Below are 20,509 nucleotides of genomic sequence, written 5' to 3' on the forward strand. Positions count from 1 at the left end.
ACGACTTTGCGCCGATGATAGTGCTGCAACCAGTGTGAAAGTAGGTTATCGTCAGGCTCTTATTTGAAAGCCCGCTAACGTGTGTTAGCGGGCTTTTTTCATTGCGCGCCAGATTTCCTGCGCCAGCTCAGCATGGCCAGCATGGAATGGCTTGGAGAACACCAGATAGCCGTGAACGGTGTTGAAAGGGGGGGGAAGCATTTCGACCTTGCCTGCGTAACGGCTTTCGACCAGTGGCTGCGCCTCCTGTTCCAATGCGATGACGGCATCAAGCCGGCCATGCACCAGTTTTTGAAGATTCTGCTCTAGGGACTTGGCGCCATCGTCGTAGCGAATGCCAAGCTGTTTCAGCTTTTCGCCAATGACAATAAAGCCGGAGTAATAACCCACCGCGCCTTTATCCAGACCGGAAATGCTCTCCCCATTCCAGTCCAGCGAAGAACCAGTGCGCCTGTAAATCATGAAACGCGCAGTGGTCAACGCGAGCGCTTCGTCCGGCTTGCCATCGCGCGTGGGGTAGGCGATGAAGGGGAGAATTTCTGGATAGAGGGCAGTAATCCCTGCATCCATCGTCCCGTTACGCAGGCCTTCGTTGCAGCGGCGGACTGGCAGCCAATGCCAGTCGATGCGGGCATTGACGGCGGATGCGGCCTGGTTGAGCAGGTTCTGCAAGGTTCCCTTGCCGTTACGCAGGGTGTAGGGTGGGTACTCGACGTCGCCTATGCACAGGCGCACATGGCGCGCCGCCTCTTCCGGCCAGGCGGGAGTGGCGGCGGCAAGCAGCAGGACGGCCAATGCCAGCCTGCTTGCAGTCTGGCGGCGAAGGAGCATTATCGTCTGGCTTGCGTCTTCAAACACCCCAAACGATATCGTAGCCGCCGGTTTTGGCGGCACGCAGCATTTCCAGCAAGGGGAATGCACGCTGCGCGAATCCTACCTTCTCGATTTCACCGAATTCCGAATCGCCGTCTTGGTCCGGCAGGGCGTGGCTGGGCATATGTGATGCGTGTTCGGAATCGACTTCCGGATGCAGTTTGCTGAGAGCAACTTCTTTCTCCAGCAGTTGAAGGGCCTGGGAAGCTTCCGCTGCTGTGATGACGCCCCGTGTGGGACTCTTCTGCAGCAGGTCCATGATGCGTTCGACATGCTCGTGAGCCATCATGACTTCCGGCGACGAAATGGATTTGAATTTGATCAACATGGTGCGCTTCCCGTAGTTTGTTGATGTGCTAATACGATAGCACGGTTGCAGTCGCGCGCGTCGTGCCTCTTAATACAATTTAAACGAACTCAAAAATGTATCAACCGTATCCGCATCAAAATGTTTCTGATTACCCAGGATGACCACTTGGTAGACGCGCTTATCCTTGGCCAGGAAGCGGCCGTGCATGGCGAGCGGGGCGCCATTCTGGCCAATGCCGCGGGCTTCGACGTCGAAGGCGCCGTCCTTGGTGCTTTCCTTGGTGATGGTCCCGCTGATATTGCGCACCATGGCAATTTTCATGGCTTGAACGGCGAGTGCGGCTTTAGCGGCGTCCGGTAGCTCGGCAGTACCGACAGCGAACAATGTGCCGTCGACTTCGGCTGCGGACATGGTCATCTTCACTTCCTGTCCGTTGAGGTTGACGGAGCGGGTGTGGGTGGCGGCTTTACCCGGCAGCATGACGGTGTAAGGTGCGTCGGTGCTGCGGAAATCGCGCCAATCGAATTTAGGGCTGCAAGCAGCAAGTGCGCCGGCCATCAGAAGGGCGGCGCAGGTTTTGTTCAGGGGAGGTTTCTTCATACCCCGAATGGTAGCACTTCGGGGTGAGCTTAATCTCCGCTGGGGCCCATGCCGCCGCCAGGCGGTGGGCCCATGCCAGGGCCACCCGGGCCATGCATGCCGCCAGGCCCGCGAGGATGTCCTTCAGGTCCAGCTTCGCGATGCATGCCGCTTGTTCCCCCGAAGCGGTAGGACAGACCAACATAGACGATGCGGCCATCGAAGCGGCGCGTCGATTGCTCGCGCAGGGCGTAGGTGTCAGTAACGGTGGTAATCTTGTTGGTGTTGAAGACGTCGGTGGCGTTGACCATCAGGGCCAGTTGCGGGGTGATGGCGTGTCGCCAGGTCAGGTTCAGCGTGGTGTTTGGTTCGCGATAGCCCTGGCCGGTCAGCATCTTGCCTTGCGCCTGTACGGCTGCCTGCAGCATGTCGGTGCCGGTGGCCTGCCAGTTAAGGCGCAGGCGTCCGCTTAATGAAGATGCCGTGCGCCTGGCATGGTCGCCATTCATTTCAATGACGTTCTGTTCGAAGCGCGCCACGTTGCCGCTCAGGTTCACGGTCAATGTAGGCATCAGCTTGCCGGTCATGGTGAATTCCATGCCGCCGGAACGCGTACTGCCGGCGTTTTCGCGTGTTGTGAGCAGCACCGTATCGCTGATGAAGTATTTGCGGTCCAGGATCGAATCAGTCTCGTCGCGGAAGTAGCCGCGCAGGTTGGTCTCCAGGCCGAACAAGCGCGTCTCGTAACCGAGTTCGAACGAATCGGTTTGCGCCGGTTTCAGTTTTGGATTACCGGAGGAGACGTTCAATTCATCGCGATAGACCACGAAGGGGTTCAAGTCCTGTGCGTTCGGACGGCGCAGGCGGTGGGCGTAGGCGAAGCGCAGCGTCGACTTGTCATCGAGCTTGTACGTAGCGAAGAAGCTTGGAATCAGATTGGTGTAGCTGTTGCCTGCTGCGACCTGGCTGGTGAGCTGGTCAATCTCCATCTCGGTATGCTCGGCGCGAAGGCCGGCCATCAGGCCCCATTCTTCGTTCAGGCGCATCTGGTAGGAACCGTAGGCTGCGTAAATGGTTTCCTTCAGGTCGAAGGCGTTGCTGCGCAGCGCGTTGGGCGAACCTTCCTGTGTGATCGGGTCGATATTCGTGTAGTCGATGCTCGAATCGTTGCGCGTCTGGACGATCTTGTATCCGAGCTTGGTCACGCCGCCGAACATCGGCGCCTCGTAGTCACCAGTGTAGTCGATGATTTCCGTTTTGTTGCGGTTTTGCTGGGAGCTGTCTTGCAGGTTGCCAAACTGCGGGCGCACCACATAGCTGTTGCGGTAGGCGCTGTCGGAATCGTTGGTGGCGGTTGAAACACGCAAGTCCATCTTGAACGTTTCGCCCGGATCGGAGCCCTTGTGGTCCCAGCGCGCGGTCCACGAGTAGTTCTTGCTTTCGCCTTCGCGCTCGGTGCTGCGCAGGTAATTGTCCGTGATGACATCGTAGGCATCGCTCGACAGGTAGTTGTCGGTGGAATGGGCGTTGTTGGTGCGATGGGAGTAGGCTACTTGCGCGCCCAGCGTGTCGTTGGTGCCGAGGTTGTAGGTCAGACCGGCATTCATCGCCGCGTTGTCATTCAAGCCGTTCGATTGCGATTGCTGGTCGCTATGCGAAAGGCTGCCGTCGCGCGGATCGATGCGCTCGCGCACCGTTTCGCCGGTGGAGTTTCGGCCGTCGTGCCGTACGTTGATGCCGCCCTGGAAGCCCCACAGGCCTTCGTTGTAGGTGCCGGACAGGGCGCTGTTGTAGCGACCCGCGGTGCCGTAGTTTGCATTGGCGACGCCAAAGCCGCCGGGACGGCGCGAGCGCTTCATGACCAGGTTGATGATCGGGCCGCCGCCGCCTTCGTTGCCGAACTGCGCACCGGGATTGTTGATCACCTCCACCGATTCAAGGTCGTCGGCGGGAATCGCTTGCAGCGCAGGGCCGCGATTGTCGCCTTGCAGCATGGCCGAAGGCTTGCCGTCGATGTAGACCTGCACATTGCTGCTGCCACGCAAAGTCAGAGAGCCGTCCGGGTCGACATTCACGGAGGGCACATTGTTCAAGGCATCGGCGGCGGAGCTGTTGCTGCTCGAGGCGTCGGACTTGACGTCATAAACCTGGCGGTCGATGCGGTTGGTCGGGCGCTCGGCGGCCACGGTGACGCTGGCGATGGAGGCGCCGCTTTCGGGCGGGGCGTCTTTTTTTACCGTGGCTGGCTGGGCGTCGGCCTTGGCTGGCTGGGTAAGCTGGGTTTGTGCGGCGGCATTGGCGCAGCACAGGGCGATCATGAGAGAGCCGGCGCTGTAGCGCGCGTAACGGTAGTGGGTAGTCATGGTGCCGGCAATTCTAGCCAACAAAACCAGCCGAAAACCGCGCCTTTACCTGATCTTACATTTGAAACTTAAGGTTGCTGGAGGGCGCGTCGCAGCTGGACTGCTTCCAATACATGCTTACCGCCGACCTGCTTTTGGCCGTCCAGGTCGGCTATGGTGCGCGCCAGGCGCAGCACGCGGTGATAGGCACGCGCGGACCACTGCATTTTGTGCAAGGAGGCGCGCAGCGCGTTCTGCCCGGCCGCATCGGGCTTGCAGAAGCGGTCGATCTCGCGCGGTGTGAGCTGCTGGTTGGATTTTCCCTGGCGTGCCAGCTGGCGTTCAAAGGCGGCGTTTACGCGCGCGGCAATCGCATCGGAGCGTTCGCCGACGGCGTCTGCTTGAAGGATGTCCGGCGGCACCGGGCCGACTTCAATTTGCATGTCGATGCGGTCCAGCAGCGGGCCGGAGATGCGGCTTTGGTAGCGCAGGACCTGGTCTGGCGTGCACTTGCAGGTTTGGGCAGGATGGCCCAGGTAACCGCAAGGGCAGGGATTCATAGCCGCGATCAGCTGGAAGCGGGCGGGGAAGTCCGCATGACGCGCGGCGCGTGCAATGGTGACACGGCCAGATTCGAGCGGCTCGCGCAGAACTTCCAGTACGCGGCGGTCAAATTCGGGCAATTCGTCAAGGAATAAGACGCCGCAATGAGCTAAAGAGATTTCGCCGGGGCGGGGCACGCTGCCGCCGCCGACAAGTGCTGCGCCGGAGGACGTATGGTGGGGTGCCCGAAACGGGCGTACCTTCCAGCCCTCTACCGTGAAGCCGCTGATCAGCGATTGCACGGCGGCTGCTTCCAGCGCTTCGTCGTCCGTCATCAGCGGGAGCAGTCCTGCGAAGCGGGTGGCGAGCATGGTCTTGCCGGCGCCCGGCGGGCCGACCAGCAAGACCGAATGGCGGCCGGCGGCGGCGACTTCCATGGCGCGCTTGGCGAGGACTTGGCCTTTCACGTCGGCGAAATCGGGGACGGCCGGCGGCAGGGGCATTGGTCGCGATATGTGGCGGGCCAAGGCGAAATTGCCGTCGGAATTTGCACTGAAGTGGGCGCACACCTGCAACAGCGTTGAAGCGGGATATACGGCGGCGTCGGCGACCAGGGCGGCTTCGTCGGCATTGGCCATGGGAAGAATGAAGCCGCGCGCGTGGCCGCCGGGGGAGCGCTGCATGGCGTATGTCATGGCCAGCGCGCCCCGGATCGGGCGCAGGTCGCCGGTCAGGGAAAGCTCGCCGGCAAACTCAAAATGCTCCAGCCCCGCCGATGGAATCTGGCCGGAGGCTGCGAGGATGCCGATGGCGATGGGCAGGTCGAAACGCCCGGATTCTTTGGGCAGGTCGGCCGGGGCCAGGTTGACGGTAATGCGATGCTGGGGCAAATCGAAGCCGGCGTTGGTGATGGCGGCGCGCACCCGGTCGCGTGCCTCTTTCACTTCGGTCTCGGCAAGGCCGACGACAGCAAATGCCGGGAGTCCGTTGGCAAGATGGACTTCAACGCTGACTTCCGGGGCCTGCATGCCGGCCAGCGCACGGCTTTTGATGACGGCTAAGGTCATGGCTTCCTCCCTCGGGATTCAGTCATCGTAGGGGCAGCGGGCTGCTTTCCCTTTGAGGCGGCGCAAACTTTGGCGCGGGCAGGTTTCGCATTAGTTCAGCTTATGCATGCGATTCGGAGGTTTCATTTGTCATTGCAGGCAAAATGAGAGCAACATAAGGCACAACACATAATTTGGAGACGGCAAATGCAGCAGAGCGGCGAACTGGCAGGCAAGGTGGCTTTAGTCACGGGAGGCGCATCCGGCATTGGGCGCGCCACGGCGGAATTGTTTGCGCGTGAAGGCGCTACGGTGCTGATCGCCGACCGTGATAGCGCTGCGGGAGAGGTCGCGGTGGCGGCGCTCACCGCAGCCGGTGCGCGCGCTTCCTTCATCCGCACCGATGTCGCGCAAGCCGCCGACTGCGAGGCGGCGGTGGCTGCGGCAGTGTCGCACTATGGCCGCCTGGATGTCTTGTTCAATAACGCCGGCATCACGCGCCGCGCCAACGTGATCGACACCACCGAGCAGGAATGGGATCAGGTGATGGCGGTCAACGTCAAATCGATTTTCCTGATGTCTAAATTTGCCGTGCCGGTGATGCAGAAGCAAGGCGGCGGCAGCATTATCAATACCGCATCGGGCTGGGGCCTGGTGGGCGGCAAGGATGCGGTGTCCTATTGCGCCTCCAAAGGCGCGGTGGTGATCATGACCAAGGCAATGGCGGTCGACCACGGCCCGCAGGGCATCCGCGTCAATTGCGTATGCCCGGGCGATACCGATACGCCGATGCTGCGCAACGAGGCGCACCAGCTTGGGCTTGAGCAGAATGCGCTGGTGGCTGCGGGGGCGAGCCGGCCGCTGATGCGAGTCGGCCAGCCGCCGGAGATTGCGCAGGCCGTACTGTTCCTCGCTTCCGATCGTTCTTCCTTCGTTACCGGCGACGCGCTGGTGGTGGATGGCGGCGGCCTGGCCGGATCGGCGTAACCGTGAACAAGTGGGAGAACCCCCAGTTGCTGGAGGAGAACCGGCTGCCTCCGCACGCCTATTTCTTTGCCTACGAAGATGCCGAGACAGCGCGCAGCTTTGAGCGTGAGCGTAGCCGCCGCTTCCTGTCGTTGAGCGGAACCTGGCGCTTTGCGTATTTCGGCCATCCGCTGGAGGTGCCTCCGCAGTTCTACAGCGAGTACATGGAGGGCTGGGGCCCGATTGAGGTTCCCGGCATGTGGCAGATGCAGGGCCACGGCCGTTTGCAGTACACGGACGATGGCATGCCGTTTCCTGTCGACCCGCCGTATGTGCCTTCATCCAACCCGACCGGCGCTTATCAGTGCCGTTGGACGCTGGGGCCGGAATGGCACGGCGAGCGAGCGATCCTGCGCTTTGATGGCGTGGAGACTTACTTCGAGATCTACGTCAACGGCAGCTATGCCGGCATGAGCAAGGGCAGCCGTTTGGCTGCGGAATTCGACATCACCTCGCTGCTGGTTGATGGCGAGAACCTGCTCAGCGTGCGCGTACTGCAATGGGCCGATTCGAGCTATCTCGAAGACCAGGATATGTGGTGGACCGCCGGCATCTTCCGCGATGTCTACCTGATTGGCAAAGGCGCTATCCACTTGCAGGACGTGTGCGTGCAAACGCGCTTCGACGAAGCTTGCCGCGATGCGCGCCTATCCTGCGCGATCGCCGTGTCGGCGAACACGGGCTGGCGTGTCGAATGGACTCTTTTTGATGGCGCTCGGCAGCTGCTGCACGGCGGCGGCGACGCGCTGGCGTGGGAGGTGGACGTGACGGCGCCGCGTCATTGGAACGCGGAAGATCCTTACTTGTACCGGCTGGAGATAAGTCTGTACGATGCCAGCGGGGAGCTGCTGGAAGTTGTGCCCCTGCGAGTCGGCTTCCGCGAAGTAAAGGTACGCGATGGCTTGATGTACGTGAACGGCCGCTACCTGAAGCTGCATGGCGTGAATCGCCACGACAACGATCAGTTGCGCGGCCGTGCTGTGACGATGGCGCGTGCCGAGCAGGACATTGTGCTGATGAAGCAGCACAATATCAACTCGGTGCGCACGGCGCACTATCCAAACGATCCGCGCTTCTACGAACTGTGCGACCAGTATGGGCTGTTCGTGATGGCTGAGACGGATGTGGAAACCCACGGTTTCGTCAACATTGGCAACCTTAACCAGATTACGGACGATCCGGCATGGGAATCTGCCTTTGTCGATCGCATCGAGCGCCATGTGCACGCGCAGAAGAATCATCCTTCCGTCATCATGTGGTCGTTGGGGAACGAGTCCGGCTATGGCTGTAATATCCGCGCGATGGCGGCGCGTTGCCGCGAGATCGATCCGACGCGCTTGCTCCACTACGAAGAGGATCGCGACGCGGAGGTGTGCGACGTTGTCAGCACCATGTATTCGCGAGTGCAGATGATGAATGCCTTCGGCGAGTACCCGATGGATAAGCCGCGCATCCTGTGCGAGTACGCGCATGCGATGGGCAACGGACCGGGAGGGCTCAGCGAATACCAGGCGGTGATGGATCGCCATCCGCACATTCAGGGGCATTATTTGTGGGAGTGGTGCGATCACGCGATCCTGCGGCCGGAGGTGGCAGGGCGGCCCTTTTACGCCTTCGGCGGTGACTATGGCGATTTTCCGAACAGCGGCAATTTCTGCTGCGATGGCCTGATCTATCCTGACCAGCGTCCGGGGTCGGGCCTGCGCGAGTATAAGCAGGTGATCGCGCCGGTGAAGGTGCGTGCGATCGATGCCGCAGCAGGGCTGCTGGAAGTGGAGAGCCGCTATTGGTTCAGCAGTCTTGAAGGTATTACGTTGCTGCTGGAGACGAAGGCAGATGGCGAGGTGCTAAGGCGTGAGCGGCTGCCTTTACCGCCGATGCCGCCAGGCGAGCGGCAAGCAATCCGTATCTGCGTTCCGCCCGAGGCCAGCGGACCACGCCACTTGAATGTGCATGTGATCCGCGAACAGGCCACCGCCTACTGCGCGGCAGGACATGAGCTGGCGGCGTATCAGTTTGCGCTGCCCGCTGCTGCGGTGCTGCATGCGCGTACGGCGGTCGGCAAGGCGCCGCCGGTGGTGCTGGAGCGCCGCCTGGATTACCTTGTTGAAGGCTCAGGCTTCCAGATGGTGTTCTGCAAGCTGACGGGCAAGTTCAAGGAGTGGTCGACACATGGCATGCCGTTGCTGGCGCGCCCGCCACAGTTGGCCTTCTACAAGCCATGCATCGATAACCATAAGCAGGAAAACGAGGCATTGTGGCTGCCCCAGCACCTGGACATCATGCAGGAGCATATGCGCGGCATGCAGGTGCGTCAAAGCGGCGAACAGGTGGAAGTTGTAGTTGACTGCCAGATTGCACCGCCGGTACTGGGCTATGGCATGCGTTGCCGCTATCACTACCTGATCGACGGCGCGGGCCGCGTGCGGCTTACTTTGTCCGGCACGCCGTACGGCGGCATGCGCGACATGGTCCCCAAGATTGGCATGACGCTCGGGCTGCATCGCCAGCTGGAGCAGGTGGAATACTTTGGCCGTGGTCCGGGTGAGAACTACCCGGACAGCAAGGCGTGCAATATCGTGGACCGTTACCGCGCCAATGCCGCAGACATGTTCGAGCACTATCCGAAGCCGCAGGATAACGGCAATCGCATGGAGGTGCAGTGGGCAATGCTGCGCGATGCGCATGGCAAGGGATTGCGCATCGATGCGCTTGACGCGGATGGAATGCACTTCAGCATCTGGCCTTATAGCGCCGCGCAGATAGCGGGCACGCGGCATGACAATGAATTGCGTGAAGACGATTACTGGACTGTGAACCTTGATCACAAAATGAGCGGGCTCGGTTCGAATTCCTGGGGCTCGGAAGTGCTCGATTCCTACCGCGTGTACCTGGAGGAGTTCAGCTACAGCCTTGAACTTTCGCCGCTGAATGGGGAGGATGGCACGTGATTATCGTGAACAGCGTGGACGAATTCCGCCAGCGCTACCACTCCGCCAAAAAGTGGCGGCGCTGCATCGAGGCGATCGACAATTTGGCGGCGTTGAAGCCGGATGTTTGCCATTCCATCGGCGATTCGCTGGTCTACCGGCTGGTCGATGGGCGGAGCGTTCCTGCGACATGCTTTACGGGCAACCGGCGCTATGTGGAAATTCACTACTACCTGTCCGGCGAGGAGACGGTGGCCTATGCACCAAAGGTGGCGCTGGACCGTCAGTCGGCTTACAGCGACGAGACTGACCGGGAGACCTTTAGCGGCGCCGAAGCGCTGCGGCATACCTCCAGTGCGGGACAGCTGCTGATCTTCGACAACGATTACGCCTACAAGCCGCTGGGCGCCGACCACCTTCGCAAAATGCTGCTGATGGTCACGATAGAAGGTGCGACATTCCACAATAAGTGAGCTGACTATGGCGAACCGTAGTAACACCCAGATTGGCCGCTTCATGCTGCTATCGATGGCAGTGGCAGCAATCTTCAACATTCGTAATGTGGTCAATAGCAATATCGCGATCGGGCCGGCTGCGGTACCAGCCTTCCTGTTCGCGACGGCGACCTTTTTTATTCCCTACGTGCTGATCATCGCGGAATTCGTCAGCCTGAATAAAGATGCCAAGTCCGGCATCTACCAGTGGATACGCTCGTCACTGGGCGACAAGTGGGCGTTTGTCGGTGCTTACTGCTACTGGTTCGTGAACCTGTTTTACTTTACATCGGTGCTGCCGAATATCCTGGTGTATTCGTCGTATGCCTGGCTGGGTTACGAAGTGCAGTTCTCGCCGCTGGTGGCGGTGCTGCTGTCGATCCTGTTGTTCGCCTTTGCTACCTGGGTGTCTACCAAGGGCGCTGCATGGGTAGGACGTGTGACTTCCATCGGCAGCACGCTGGTGTTGGCGATGGCTTTCGGTTTCGTGGCTTTGAGCGCATACGATTGGATCGGCGGGGCAGTTCCTGCGACGCCGGTGACAGCAACTGCGATGGCGCCGGCTTTCAGCTGGTCCTTCATGGGGGCGATGGCATGGATTCTGTTCGCCGCGGGTGGAGCGGAGTCGGTTGGGGTGTTCCTGAACGATGTGCGCGGCGGCGCAAGGACCTTTGTGCGCACCATCATATTTGCCGGCTTGTTGATTGGAGCGCTGTATTCGGTATCGGCGCTGGTGATCAACCTGTATGTGCCGGCGTCGAAACTCAGTTATACCTCGGGGGTGTTCCAGGTGTTCGGCGCGTTGGGCGAGCATCATTCGGCGCCGCCGCTACTGCTGAACCGCTTGATTGGTGCGGTGATGCTGCTCGGGTCTTTCGGTACGCTCATGGTGTGGACTGCAGCGCCGGTCAAGGCGCTGTTCTCGGAAATCCCGAAGGGCATCTTTGGCGAGCGTGCGATTGCGCTCAATCGCCACGATATGCCGGAGCGCGCGGCGTGGATTCAGTTTTTCGTAGTTGTGCCGCTGCTGGTGATTCCTGCAATGGGATCATCGAATGTGAACCAGTTGCTCAATGTCGTAATCAATATGACGGCGGCGACTGCGCTGTTGCCGCCGCTGGTGATCATGGCGGCCTATTTTCACCTGCGTCTGCGGCTGGATCATTTGCCGCGCGACTTCCGCATGGGATCGCGGCGCATGGGGTTGGCCGTTTCCGGTGTATTGCTGGCGTTTTCAGGGCTGGCTTTTATCGCTGCGATTTTCCCGGCAGGGCAGGACTTGCTGCTCACGCTGGGTTACAACGTCGGCGGCGTGGTCCTGTTCCTGGGATGGGCTATGTGGAAGTACCGCCAGTACGAGCGCAGCCTGGTTAATTTGCAGGCTTCGAGCCAGCCTCTCGTGCCAGCATCAGCAGGTGCGCGGCGCTCCAGCTGAAATTGGTGGCGCCTTGCATATGGCCTGATACCGGGTTGTAGTTTTCCCGGATCGGGGCATCGCCCAACAAGCCTTCCGCGCCGGCCGTGAAGCGTGCGGCCATGGCGTCGGCTTCGGCGCCGTGGCCGTAGCGGCGCATGGCGACAGCGCCGAAATAGAGCTGGTCCAGCCATACGCGGCCGCGCCAATAGATGTCCGGCGCGTAGGAAGGATTGGAGACTGCGGCAGTTGGCATCGGCACCGGCGTGGCGAATTCTGTCGGGTCCAGCATTTTGGCGATCACGGCGTCGGCTTGCTGCTGCTCGGCGGCGCCGGCCCACAGGGCGGTCCAGCCTTCGGGCCCACGTCCGCGCATGGTGAGGAGCTTTCCGCCCAGTTGGCGGTCGTAATAGAAGCCGCTGGCCGCGTCGAAGAAACTGCGGTTGATCAGCCCACGCAGTTGCGCTGCCTGCTCGCTCCAGCTGCGCGCGGCGGATTGTTCGCCGAGCTCCTTTGCGATATCTGACAGTATCAGTTTTTCACGATAGAGGAAGGCGTTCAGGTCGACCGATTCCTGATCGAGGGAATAGCCGACCAGTTTTCCCTGGCTGTCGCGGTTTTCGACGACGTTCACTTGCCAGTCGCGGCTTGCGGCAGCAAGATCGCCACCATGGGTGCGGTCGGCGTAGCGTTGCAGCGCTGCGGGCTCAATGAAACCGAAGCGAGCTGCGTTGTCCATGCCAGACTCATAGCCGGCCGCTTGCTGAACGGCATGCCGCAGCTGGTCGGTGTCGCCCTTGTGCATTGGATGTACGGTGGCGCCGTATTCGGCGAGGCCGTTCTGGTCGTGATCGCGGTTGCGGTACCACCAGCGGTGGTAGGCTTCTAGTTTGGGGCGCATCTCCTGCAGCCAGCTACGGTCATGGGAGTGGCGGTAGATTTCCCAGACCACCCATGCGGCGAGCGGCGGCTTGGTGTCGCGCTCATTCCAGTTGTCGCCGTCGCCGCCGCGCGAGGCGTCTTTGTTGTAGAAGACGTTATCGGGCAGCATGCCTTCGTCTTGCGGGCGAATCGGGTCGTTGGACTTGATCTGGTAGTCGAAGAGGGCGCGGACATTGTTGGCTGCGAGAGATGGAACGATGGCGGCCAATGCGTAGGCTTGCTTCCAGGTGTCCCAGGTCCAGGCGCCATTGAACCAGCGCGCGGTGGTGGATGGGACCATCGCGTCGTGGAGGATGGCGCCGCGCGGCGCGCGCCAATTGCCGACCAGGGTTTCCAGCGACTTGGTGGCGAGCGGTGAGGCCGGCAGCCTGGATTGCCATGCGGCCCAACGACGCTGGTTGGCGGCGATGGCCTGTTCAAGCTGGGCGGGGGGCGACAGGATAGCGTTCGCGTCAATCTCGTTGAGATGGTAGCTGTAGGCGCCATAGATGGTCTGACGGCGGCCAGCTGCCAGCAATGGCAAGTCGGCGCTGCTGTCGTAGTGGGCGCCGTACACGGTGTCCTGCGCTCGTACGCTGCGCTCGATGCGGTAACGCGAATGGCCGCTGGTCATTACATTGCCGGCGTCGCGCACTTTGCCGAAGCTGATTGTTATTCCGCCAGCGTCGCTGGCCAGTTTTGGGTTCCATGCTGGCTGGCGATCGGCGACCGTACCTTCCTTGTTCCATTGCGCCATCAGGTCTCCTTGCCAGTGTGCGCGCAGCGACAGCGGTTTGCCGGAAGTGTTGTGTAGGCGATAGCGCACCAGGGCTTTGCTGGCGCTGATGAAATGCAGGTCCACGTCGAGTTGCAAGCCGGGCCATACCAGGCGCTGGCGCAGTACGCCAGGCCGCGCGGTGCTTGTCCAGCGGGCCTGTTCCGGCTTGAATCTACGGCCTGTGCGGCGGTCGGACAGTTCGAGGCGTTCAAGGGCGGGGGCGATGTACAGGCTGTATTCTTCCGCCACCACCAGCGGGCCGCTGAAGGCGCCGGCCAATTCCGGCTTGTCCGGCAGCAGGTAGCCGTGCCAGCTGCCGGCGTCGAACATTGGGTTGAAGCGCTGGTTTTGCTCGGCGTCGAAATCGCGCACGGCGGACGGTACGCCGTAGCGGTTGATGGATGGAGACTGCGCTTGCGCAGCCCAGGCTGCGGAACATGCTGCGACCAGCAGCAGCTTACGGAAAGCTGGTGACATAGGCGGGAATCGAATCGGGGTGGGGGGAAGGGTAACACGGCTAAAGTAAAAAGACCGGGCACGCGGAGCGCCCGGCCAAGCCGCATCAGAAGCGGTAGGACAACGAAACAGTTGCGTTGCGGCCCAGGATAGGGCGTGCGTAGAACAGGCTGCCGTTAGAGCTTTGGTTAAAGCCGCTGCGCGGATTGCCTTCAGTCAGGCCGATCTCGTTGGTGATGTTGTTCACCTTCAGGTTCAGCTTCCAGTGTTTGTCGATCCTGAACTCGGCGCCCATATCGAGCACGTGGTAGGACGGCAGTTCCAGCGCGTTCTCAAAGTCGGCATAGCGCTTGCCGATATGGCTGTACACCAGGAATATATCGCCGAAGTCGAAGTGCACGGTCGGGATCAGCCGCACCTGGGTGTTTGGCGTGCGCATTACCTGGTTGCCGTTTTGCTTGGCTTCTTCGGCATCCGGATCGATGCCGTTGATGGTGGCGTCCTGGATGGTGGCCACGTACTCGAGCGAGAAGCGTTTGTGGAAATTGACGATGCCTTCCAGTTCGACGCCGGTCGACAGCGTCTTGACGAAGACCTGGCGGAAGTCGCCGGTAGCCTGGTTGGTTTCGCCGAAGGACAGGTTGTCGAACTTGGTGTGGAACAGGGTGGCCGAGGTAGTCCAGAACGGCGAGATATAGCGCACGCCGGCTTCCGTGAAACTGAGCCTGCTGGCGCCGTCGACGAAGCTGTCGGTGCTGTACAGGGTCGGCATGTTGGTACCGCTAGCATAACGACCGTAGGCTGCCACATGGTCGTTAAAGGCGTAATTGAAGCCCGCGGTGTACGAGGACTCCTTGATCGTCTTTTTCTTGCGCGTCCATTCGCCGGTACCCGCGCGGCGCATGTAGTTGTTGGCGATGATGTTGTCCTTGTCGCTGCCATCGGGATTGAAGGCGCCTGGAATGATCGCGCCGCCGGTCAGGCTGTTGCCCGGCAGGTCGTCGCCTGCGGCCAGCACGTTCTCATCCTGCACGTCGTAGCGGGCGATTTCGTAGCGCACGCCGGCATCGAGGCGCAGGTTCTTGCTTACCTTCCATTCATCGTTGACGAACAGCGACGTGGAATTCATGTCGCCCTTGTGGCGTTCGTAGAAGTAGCCGTTACGCAGAACGCCCTTGTCCGACAGGTAGCCGAGGATGTTGTTATTGCCATCGACGGCGACGATGTCGAGCCGCTTCGGCTGGTCGCGCACTTCGGTGATGATGCGGGCGCCATAGTCGGAGTCGTCATACAGCTTCTGCTTGGCAAACAGGATGCCGGCGGTGAAGCTGTTCTTGTCGTTTTCATTCGTCAGCGACAGCTTGTCGACGAAGTGGCCCAGGGAACGGAAGCGGGTTTCAGCCACAGCATCGGTGGTGAAGCCGTTGCCGTTCAGGGTCGATGGATCGGCGATCACCTGGCCGGTGCCGGCGTAGGCGAATTTGGCAGTGCCGCCGAAGCGCTGCAGCAGCGCGGCGACGTCGCTGGACTGATCGGGGTCGAGGCGGTTGCCGGCGCGGACCAGGTAGCTGTTCGGGCCATTGAAGACCGAGTGCGGCGCCACGTCGTAGCGGGTGTAGCGCGCGTTGTTGCGGAAGGACCAGTCGCCACCCAGGTCATGCTGCAGGTCTGCCCCCAGCACCTTCGCCAGCACGTGGAAGCCGGTGTGCAGGTTGGTTTCGATATTGCCGTTGGTCGTCTGGTTTTTGATGATCGCCAGGTCCGGGCCATCCAGCGAGCCGAAATGCGGGTCCACGCCCGGTACGCCGGTTGGCTTGGACGGATTGGTCAGCGGGATCGGCAGGTAGAATGTGTTGTGGTCGTTGACGTACTTGGCCGACAAGTTCAGCTCACCGCCGGCCAAGCGGCGCGTGAGGTTAAGGCGGAACTGGCCGCCATGGTCGGCGGTCATGCCGATCGGGCGCACGCCTTTGCCGTGGCGGTAGTAGCCGCCTGCCGCATAAGTCCAGTCCTCGTTGATCGGCCCGGAGTAGACGCCTTCGGTGCGCACCATGCCGTAGTCGCCGGCGGTGACCTTGATTTCGCCGTGCGGCGTCTGCGTGCCTTTGTGGCTGATGAAGTTGACGATGGCCGCCGGTCCGTTGGTGGACAGGATGGCCGAGGTACCGCCGCGGATCGCTTCGAAGCGCTTGATGGTCACGTCTTCGCGCAGCAGCACGTCCACCAGTTCGCCGTCGTAGATCACCGGCAGTCCGTCTTCCTGCAGGCTGATGAACTGGAAGGCGGCGCCGCCACTCAGGCCGCGCGGAGACACATTGTTCGACACCTCGCCGCCGGAGGCTTCGACCCACAGGCCGGGCACCTGCTGCAGCGAATCGGCCAGGCTGTGCGGCGCCAGTTTTTCAAGCTTGGCCTGGTCCACCGTGGTGATGGCGACCGAGGATTCAAGCTTGGTGCGGTTCTTCGCGGTGGTGCCGGTGACGACCACCTCCTGCATCGGCGAATCGGGCGTCGCTTGCGTTTGCGCTTGAGCCTGCGCACTGTGCATGGCCGCCACCTGGGCCAGGGTGGCGACCGAAATGGTCAGCCCTTTCTTTTGTCTCATCAGGTTTCTCCTCTTTATTGTCATGATTGCTGCTACACCGAGACAGGCCACATGGTCTGTTCCCGGTACCCAGTCGTCACCGGCAGATAGCCGTTGAATTCTTCGTCGAGTTGCGCGTCGCCGCTGTCGATGCGCAGTACGCCTCCATGCAGCGATACCAGCTTGTCAGGCGGCGCCAGTACATGCACGCCGCGCCGTCCTGCTGCGCGCAGCAGGCGTGGTGAAATCTGCTGGTTGCCGCGTCCCAGCACCAGGCCCTGGCCGCCGATTGGCGACAGCACCAGGTGCAGCGGCGTTTGCCATTGCTTGGCCAGGTCTTCCAGTTCGAAGCGGGTGGCGTTGCGCGCCATCAGGGTGCCGTCGCCCAGCACGGCGTCGACACCGAGCAGCGTGCCGTCGACACCCAGCACGGCCAGCAAGGCTTGTGTCGTGGTGCCCGGGCCGACCAAATAGAGAGAGCCGGCATCCATTTCTTCCGCAAATCCTTGCGCGATGGCGAGGCGTTGGGCCCCGCTGCCGCTGACGTGGCGCGCCTTGCCTCCTTGCGTCAGCGATGGCACTTGCGGCAGCTGCAGGTAGCCGTACAGGCGGGGCGCGATCACGCCGCGCCGCAGCTCATCTTCGTCAAGGTCCATCACTTCGGCGTCGCTGCACAGGGCCAGGCCGTTTTGCTGCAACTGGCGCAGCAGCATTCCTGCCGCTGTGGGATGGTTGGCAAAGACCGCCGACTGCATTTTCACGCCGGCGGGAAGGCCCAATACCGGCAGGCTGGAGGCCAGGCCAGCGTCGCGCACGCCGTCCAGCACATCGCGCGCGGTGCCGTCGCCACCGGCAAACAGGAGCAGGTCGATTCCCATGCCAGCCAGGATGCGGCTGGCGCGGCGTGTGTCGGACGCCTGCGTTGGTGATGCCACCGGCACCACCGCGCATGCTTGCAGGCCGGCAGCTTGAAGCGCGGCCAGCCCCATGTCGCCGTCGGCGGTGTACCAGCCGATGGCGTGGGCCGCTTCGCCGCAAGCCTGGAACATGGTGGCCAAACGCGCCTGCGCCTGCGGCAGGCTTCCCGATGCCAGCGCGGCTTGCACGCAGGCGGCGCCGTCCGAGCCTTTGAGCCCGGCCGGTCCGCCGATGCCGGCCAGGGGATTGACCACCAGTCCTACTTTCATGCCAGTCCGCGCTCGCCCAGCTTGCGCTGGTAGGCACGCCAGGTAATGGCCCAGCGTTCAGGGTCGTCCAGCACTTCGCCTTGCACGCGGTGGGTCGGGCAGTTATGCGGCGCGGTCTTGACGACACCCGGATTGCTGCGTGCCTCGCCGGCGATGTGGCGCATCACGCCGATGAATTCGTCAAGGTCGGCGCGCGAGTAGGATTCGGTCGGCTCGATGGTAGCGGGTTCCGGCACGACGTAAGGATGGTGGCTGGTCCAGTAGTGCACGCCGAAGTCGGCGGCGCGCAGGCCGATCTCCTCCGACGTCACGCCGGTGGCCTCGGTCAGGCCGGCCCAGCTGTATCGCACCTGCTCAATGCGGCGTTTTCCTGGCGCGTAGGGCGCGGCCATGCCGTCGATCTTCAGCAGCTCGTGCATCATGTAGTTGTTGTTCAGGACCGCAATCTCGGACACGGTGCGCAGGCCCTCGCCGCCCAGGTTCATGATCCATGCGTAAGCGCGCAGCATGATGGAGGCCGTGCCGGCAAAGCTGCTGATCTTGCCGATCGATTGCTCGCCGCCTTTCACCAGCTGGTAGCGGCCATCCTTTTCCCGCAGCAGTGGGCCGGGCAGGAAGGGCGCCAGCTCCGCCGTGCAGCACACCGCACCGGTTGCGGGGCCGCCGCAGGCGTGCGGGGTGGCGAAAGTTTTGTGAAGGTTGAAGTGGCACAGATCGAAGCCCGCTTCGCGCGCCCGGGCAATGCCCAGCAGGCCGTTGGCATTGGCTTGGTCGTACACGCACAGGCCGCCCACTGCGTGCACTGCGTCGACGAATTCGCGGATGCGGCTATTGAAGATGCCGGTGTCTTCCGGGTTGGTGATTACCAGTGCGGCTGTGCGCGGCGAGACGGCGGCCTTCAGCGCAGCCAGGTCGGGGTAGCCGTCGGCATCAGGGTAGATCGTGATGACCTTGTAGCCCACCAGCTTGGCGCAGGCGGCGTCCGAAGGGTGCGAAAAGATGGTGGTGATCACTTCGTCGCGCTGATTTTCTTCGCCGCGGCTTTCATGCCAGGCGCGCACCATCGACATATTGGCGAAGATGGCTTGCGAGCCGCCGCGCGGCTGCAGCGACACGGCATCCATGCCCGAGACTTCGCGCATCACGCCTTCCAGTTTGTCGATCACTTCCAGCATGCCCTGCACGGTGCTGTCGGGCTGGCGCGGGTGCAGTTCCGACATGCCGGGCTGGCGCGCCAGCTGGTCGTTGATTTTGGGGTTGTACTTCATGGTGCAGGTACCCTGCCCTACGTCGACATTGAGGTCCGCGCCAAGGGTTTCCTGCGACAGGCGCAGGTAGTGGCGCAGTACGCGGTTCTGCGACATCTCCGGCAGGGCGGGCGGGTGCTGGCGCAGCATGGAGGCCGGCAATCCTGCCAGTGGCTGGCCCGCAGCCTGCGCGATCCCTGGTTCCACTTCCGGCACCAGGATGCCGCGTTCGCCGGGTTGGCTCAATTCAAAGATCACGGGTTCGTCCCAGCGCGCTTGGTGGTAGCGGCGCACGGACTGCGTGCGATGGGATGCGATGTTTTCCATGGATTTCATTGTTGGATGGCTTTCTCAATCGTTGCGCAGAGCAGGTCGATGTCTTCCTGCGTGTGGACTTCGGAAAAGGCGTACAAGGCGCACTGGCCGAGCGCAGGGAAGTCAGCGCTCAGGTCATGGCCGCCAAACATGCCCTGCTTTAGCAGCGCTGCGTTGATGGCCGCTACCGGCAGGCCGGTGCCATCGAAGTTGACGACGAATTCGCGGAAGTGGCAGCTGCCGCCATGCGTGATGCGCAAGCCAGGAATGCACGCCAGGCGCTGCTTGGCATAGGCGGTGCGCTGGGCGATGCCGGTGGCCAGTTCGCCCATGCCCTGTGGCCCCATAAGCGCCAGGAAGACGCCGGCGGTAATGCCCCACAGCGCGGCGGCGGTGCCGACGAATTCATTGCCGTTCTCGCGCTTGTCGAAGGAGGTGCGGCTGTAGGCGACGTCGCCGAAGCCATATTCGCCGGGCACGCTGGTCGGCGCAATGCCGAACAGGCGCGATGGGTATTGCATGACGATGGCCGGATCGTCGTGGCTGGCGATGAAGCCGCCCTGGCCGCCGCCGTAGTTCATATGCATGCCAAGCGGCTGGATGTCGCCGCAGACAATGTCGGCGCCATAGCTGGCGGGAGTCGCCAGCGCGCCAAGCGACAGCGGGTCGACGCCAACTACGAGCAAGGCGCCCACCGCATGCGCCGCAGCAGCGAGGGCTGCGCCGTCGTCGATGGTGCCCAGGAAGGATGGCACGTCCACATAAAGGGCTGCGGTGTCCTGGCCGAGCAAGCCCGCCAGCGCGCCCTTGTCGAGCAGGCCGGTGGCAGCATCGAAAGGCGCGATGATGAAATCAACATCGGCGCGGCCGTAGTTGCGCAACATGGACAGCTTGTCCGGATTGATGTTGCCCGCTACGACGACGCTGCGGCGGCCGGTGTGGCGGCCCGCCATGCGCACGGCGGTGGCGGCGGCCTGCATGCCGTCGTAGACCGGCACGTTGACCACGTCCATCTCCAGCAGGGCGCCCATCATGCTGCAGTATTCGAACAGCGCCTGGAAGCGGCCATGGTCGTCATACGGTTCGCCAGCGTAGGCGGTGGCGAACTCGCTTCGGCCATTGATCTCGTCGCATACGGCCGGCACGTGGTGCTGGTAGCAGCCGCCGCCCAGGAAGCTAAGCTGCACGCCGCAATGCTGGTTCTTGCGCAGCAGGCCGTCCACATGGCGCTTGAGGCGCGCTTCGGACAGGTGGGGGGCGGGAATCGCCAGCGGCGCCTGCATGCGCAGGGCGGCGGGGATATCGGCAAAGAATTCTTCGGTGCTGGCTGCGCCTACTTCGCGCAGCATGGCTTCGCGCACGGCGGGGACGGAATTGGGAATGTAAGGATGTGTGGCCATGTCATGTCCTGTTGATCGGAGTCGGATGGCCTGATCTTGGGGGCGCGAAATAACGTTGACAAAT

14 protein-coding genes are annotated in these 20,509 nt (G+C 62.1%); 4 read left to right on the forward strand and 10 right to left on the reverse strand.

The window, feature by feature from the left end; genetic code table 11:
- Positions 1–84: 84 nt before the first annotated feature.
- The 5 genes from AC1RTP_RS24935 to AC1RTP_RS24955 form a co-directional block, all read right to left on the reverse strand.
- Positions 85–831 (reverse strand): substrate-binding periplasmic protein, encoded by a 747-nt coding sequence (locus tag AC1RTP_RS24935; protein ID WP_498611340.1) that lies wholly within the window; start codon positions 829–831, stop codon positions 85–87.
- Between the two features lie 19 nt (positions 832–850).
- On the reverse strand, positions 851–1,201 hold the full coding sequence (locus AC1RTP_RS24940) for a DUF1840 domain-containing protein (protein ID WP_498611341.1): 351 nt from the start codon (positions 1,199–1,201) through the stop codon (positions 851–853).
- A gap of 69 nt (positions 1,202–1,270) precedes the next feature.
- Complete coding sequence (locus AC1RTP_RS24945; protein ID WP_498611342.1) at positions 1,271–1,783, reverse strand: hypothetical protein; 513 nt, start codon at positions 1,781–1,783, stop codon at positions 1,271–1,273.
- A 29-nt stretch (positions 1,784–1,812) separates the two neighbouring features.
- Positions 1,813–4,125 (reverse strand): TonB-dependent receptor domain-containing protein, encoded by a 2,313-nt coding sequence (locus AC1RTP_RS24950; RefSeq protein ID WP_498611343.1) that lies wholly within the window; start codon positions 4,123–4,125, stop codon positions 1,813–1,815.
- A gap of 68 nt (positions 4,126–4,193) precedes the next feature.
- Entirely contained in the window at positions 4,194–5,714 is a 1,521-nt protein-coding gene (locus tag AC1RTP_RS24955) for a YifB family Mg chelatase-like AAA ATPase (protein ID WP_498611344.1), read from the reverse strand.
- Between the two features lie 186 nt (positions 5,715–5,900).
- Here AC1RTP_RS24955 and AC1RTP_RS24960 point away from each other — a divergent pair, with 186 nt between their 5' ends.
- The 4 genes from AC1RTP_RS24960 to AC1RTP_RS24975 are packed head-to-tail and all read left to right on the forward strand — an operon-like array spanning position 5,901 to position 11,578.
- Entirely contained in the window at positions 5,901–6,680 is a 780-nt protein-coding gene (locus tag AC1RTP_RS24960) for an SDR family NAD(P)-dependent oxidoreductase (protein ID WP_498611345.1), read from the forward strand.
- Between the two features lie 2 nt (positions 6,681–6,682).
- Positions 6,683–9,670, forward strand: a complete 2,988-nt coding sequence (gene ebgA / locus AC1RTP_RS24965) for a beta-galactosidase subunit alpha (RefSeq protein ID WP_498611346.1) — start codon at positions 6,683–6,685, stop codon at positions 9,668–9,670.
- Positions 9,667–10,122 carry a beta-galactosidase subunit beta gene (locus AC1RTP_RS24970; RefSeq protein WP_498611347.1) on the forward strand — a complete coding sequence of 152 codons (456 nt, stop codon included), beginning with the start codon at positions 9,667–9,669 and terminating at the stop codon, positions 10,120–10,122. Before ebgA ends, AC1RTP_RS24970 begins: the two co-directional genes overlap by 4 nt.
- 7 nt (positions 10,123–10,129) lie before the next feature.
- Complete coding sequence (locus tag AC1RTP_RS24975) at positions 10,130–11,578, forward strand: amino acid permease (protein ID WP_498611348.1); 1,449 nt, start codon at positions 10,130–10,132, stop codon at positions 11,576–11,578.
- On the opposite strand, the gene AC1RTP_RS24980 is transcribed toward AC1RTP_RS24975, so the two are convergent.
- The 5 genes from AC1RTP_RS24980 to gcvPA all read right to left on the reverse strand — a co-directional run bounded on the left by AC1RTP_RS24980 (position 11,514) and on the right by gcvPA (position 20,445).
- Entirely contained in the window at positions 11,514–13,733 is a 2,220-nt protein-coding gene (locus AC1RTP_RS24980) for an MGH1-like glycoside hydrolase domain-containing protein (RefSeq protein ID WP_498611349.1), read from the reverse strand. The genes AC1RTP_RS24975 and AC1RTP_RS24980 overlap by 65 nt on opposite strands.
- Before the next feature lie 85 nt (positions 13,734–13,818).
- A complete protein-coding gene (locus AC1RTP_RS24985; RefSeq protein WP_498611350.1) occupies positions 13,819–16,317 on the reverse strand; it encodes a TonB-dependent receptor in 2,499 nt (832 codons plus the stop codon).
- A 32-nt stretch (positions 16,318–16,349) separates the two neighbouring features.
- Positions 16,350–17,483: an ATP-NAD kinase family protein gene (locus AC1RTP_RS24990; protein WP_498611351.1), complete on the reverse strand. Its 1,134-nt coding sequence runs from the start codon at positions 17,481–17,483 to the stop codon at positions 16,350–16,352.
- Entirely contained in the window at positions 17,480–19,057 is a 1,578-nt protein-coding gene (gcvPB, locus tag AC1RTP_RS24995) for an aminomethyl-transferring glycine dehydrogenase subunit GcvPB (protein ID WP_498611352.1), read from the reverse strand. The genes AC1RTP_RS24990 and gcvPB overlap by 4 nt, the downstream gene beginning before the upstream one ends.
- Positions 19,058–19,062: 5 nt before the next feature.
- Positions 19,063–20,445 carry an aminomethyl-transferring glycine dehydrogenase subunit GcvPA gene (gcvPA, locus tag AC1RTP_RS25000; RefSeq protein WP_498611353.1) on the reverse strand — a complete coding sequence of 461 codons (1,383 nt, stop codon included), beginning with the start codon at positions 20,443–20,445 and terminating at the stop codon, positions 19,063–19,065.
- Positions 20,446–20,509 lie beyond the last annotated feature (64 nt).

The organism is Pseudoduganella sp. GW821-FHT11H04 (assembly GCF_058807935.1).

Excerpts from the sequence above, each read along its gene's own strand:
- gcvPB (WP_498611352.1), bottom strand. The coding sequence starts at position 19,057 with ATGGAAAACATCGCATCCCATCGCACGCAGTCCGTGCGCCGCTACCAC.
- AC1RTP_RS24940 (WP_498611341.1), bottom strand. The coding sequence starts at position 1,201 with ATGTTGATCAAATTCAAATCCATTTCGTCGCCGGAAGTCATGATGGCT.
- AC1RTP_RS24955 (WP_498611344.1), bottom strand. The coding sequence starts at position 5,714 with ATGACCTTAGCCGTCATCAAAAGCCGTGCGCTGGCCGGCATGCAGGCC.
- AC1RTP_RS24950 (WP_498611343.1), bottom strand. The coding sequence starts at position 4,125 with ATGACTACCCACTACCGTTACGCGCGCTACAGCGCCGGCTCTCTCATG.
- AC1RTP_RS24980 (WP_498611349.1), bottom strand. The coding sequence starts at position 13,733 with ATGTCACCAGCTTTCCGTAAGCTGCTGCTGGTCGCAGCATGTTCCGCA.
- AC1RTP_RS24935 (WP_498611340.1), bottom strand. The coding sequence starts at position 831 with ATGCTCCTTCGCCGCCAGACTGCAAGCAGGCTGGCATTGGCCGTCCTG.
- AC1RTP_RS24945 (WP_498611342.1), bottom strand. The coding sequence starts at position 1,783 with ATGAAGAAACCTCCCCTGAACAAAACCTGCGCCGCCCTTCTGATGGCC.
- AC1RTP_RS24985 (WP_498611350.1), bottom strand. The coding sequence starts at position 16,317 with ATGAGACAAAAGAAAGGGCTGACCATTTCGGTCGCCACCCTGGCCCAG.
- AC1RTP_RS24975 (WP_498611348.1), top strand. The coding sequence starts at position 10,130 with ATGGCGAACCGTAGTAACACCCAGATTGGCCGCTTCATGCTGCTATCG.
- AC1RTP_RS24990 (WP_498611351.1), bottom strand. The coding sequence starts at position 17,483 with ATGAAAGTAGGACTGGTGGTCAATCCCCTGGCCGGCATCGGCGGACCG.
- AC1RTP_RS24960 (WP_498611345.1), top strand. The coding sequence starts at position 5,901 with ATGCAGCAGAGCGGCGAACTGGCAGGCAAGGTGGCTTTAGTCACGGGA.
- gcvPA (WP_498611353.1), bottom strand. The coding sequence starts at position 20,445 with ATGGCCACACATCCTTACATTCCCAATTCCGTCCCCGCCGTGCGCGAA.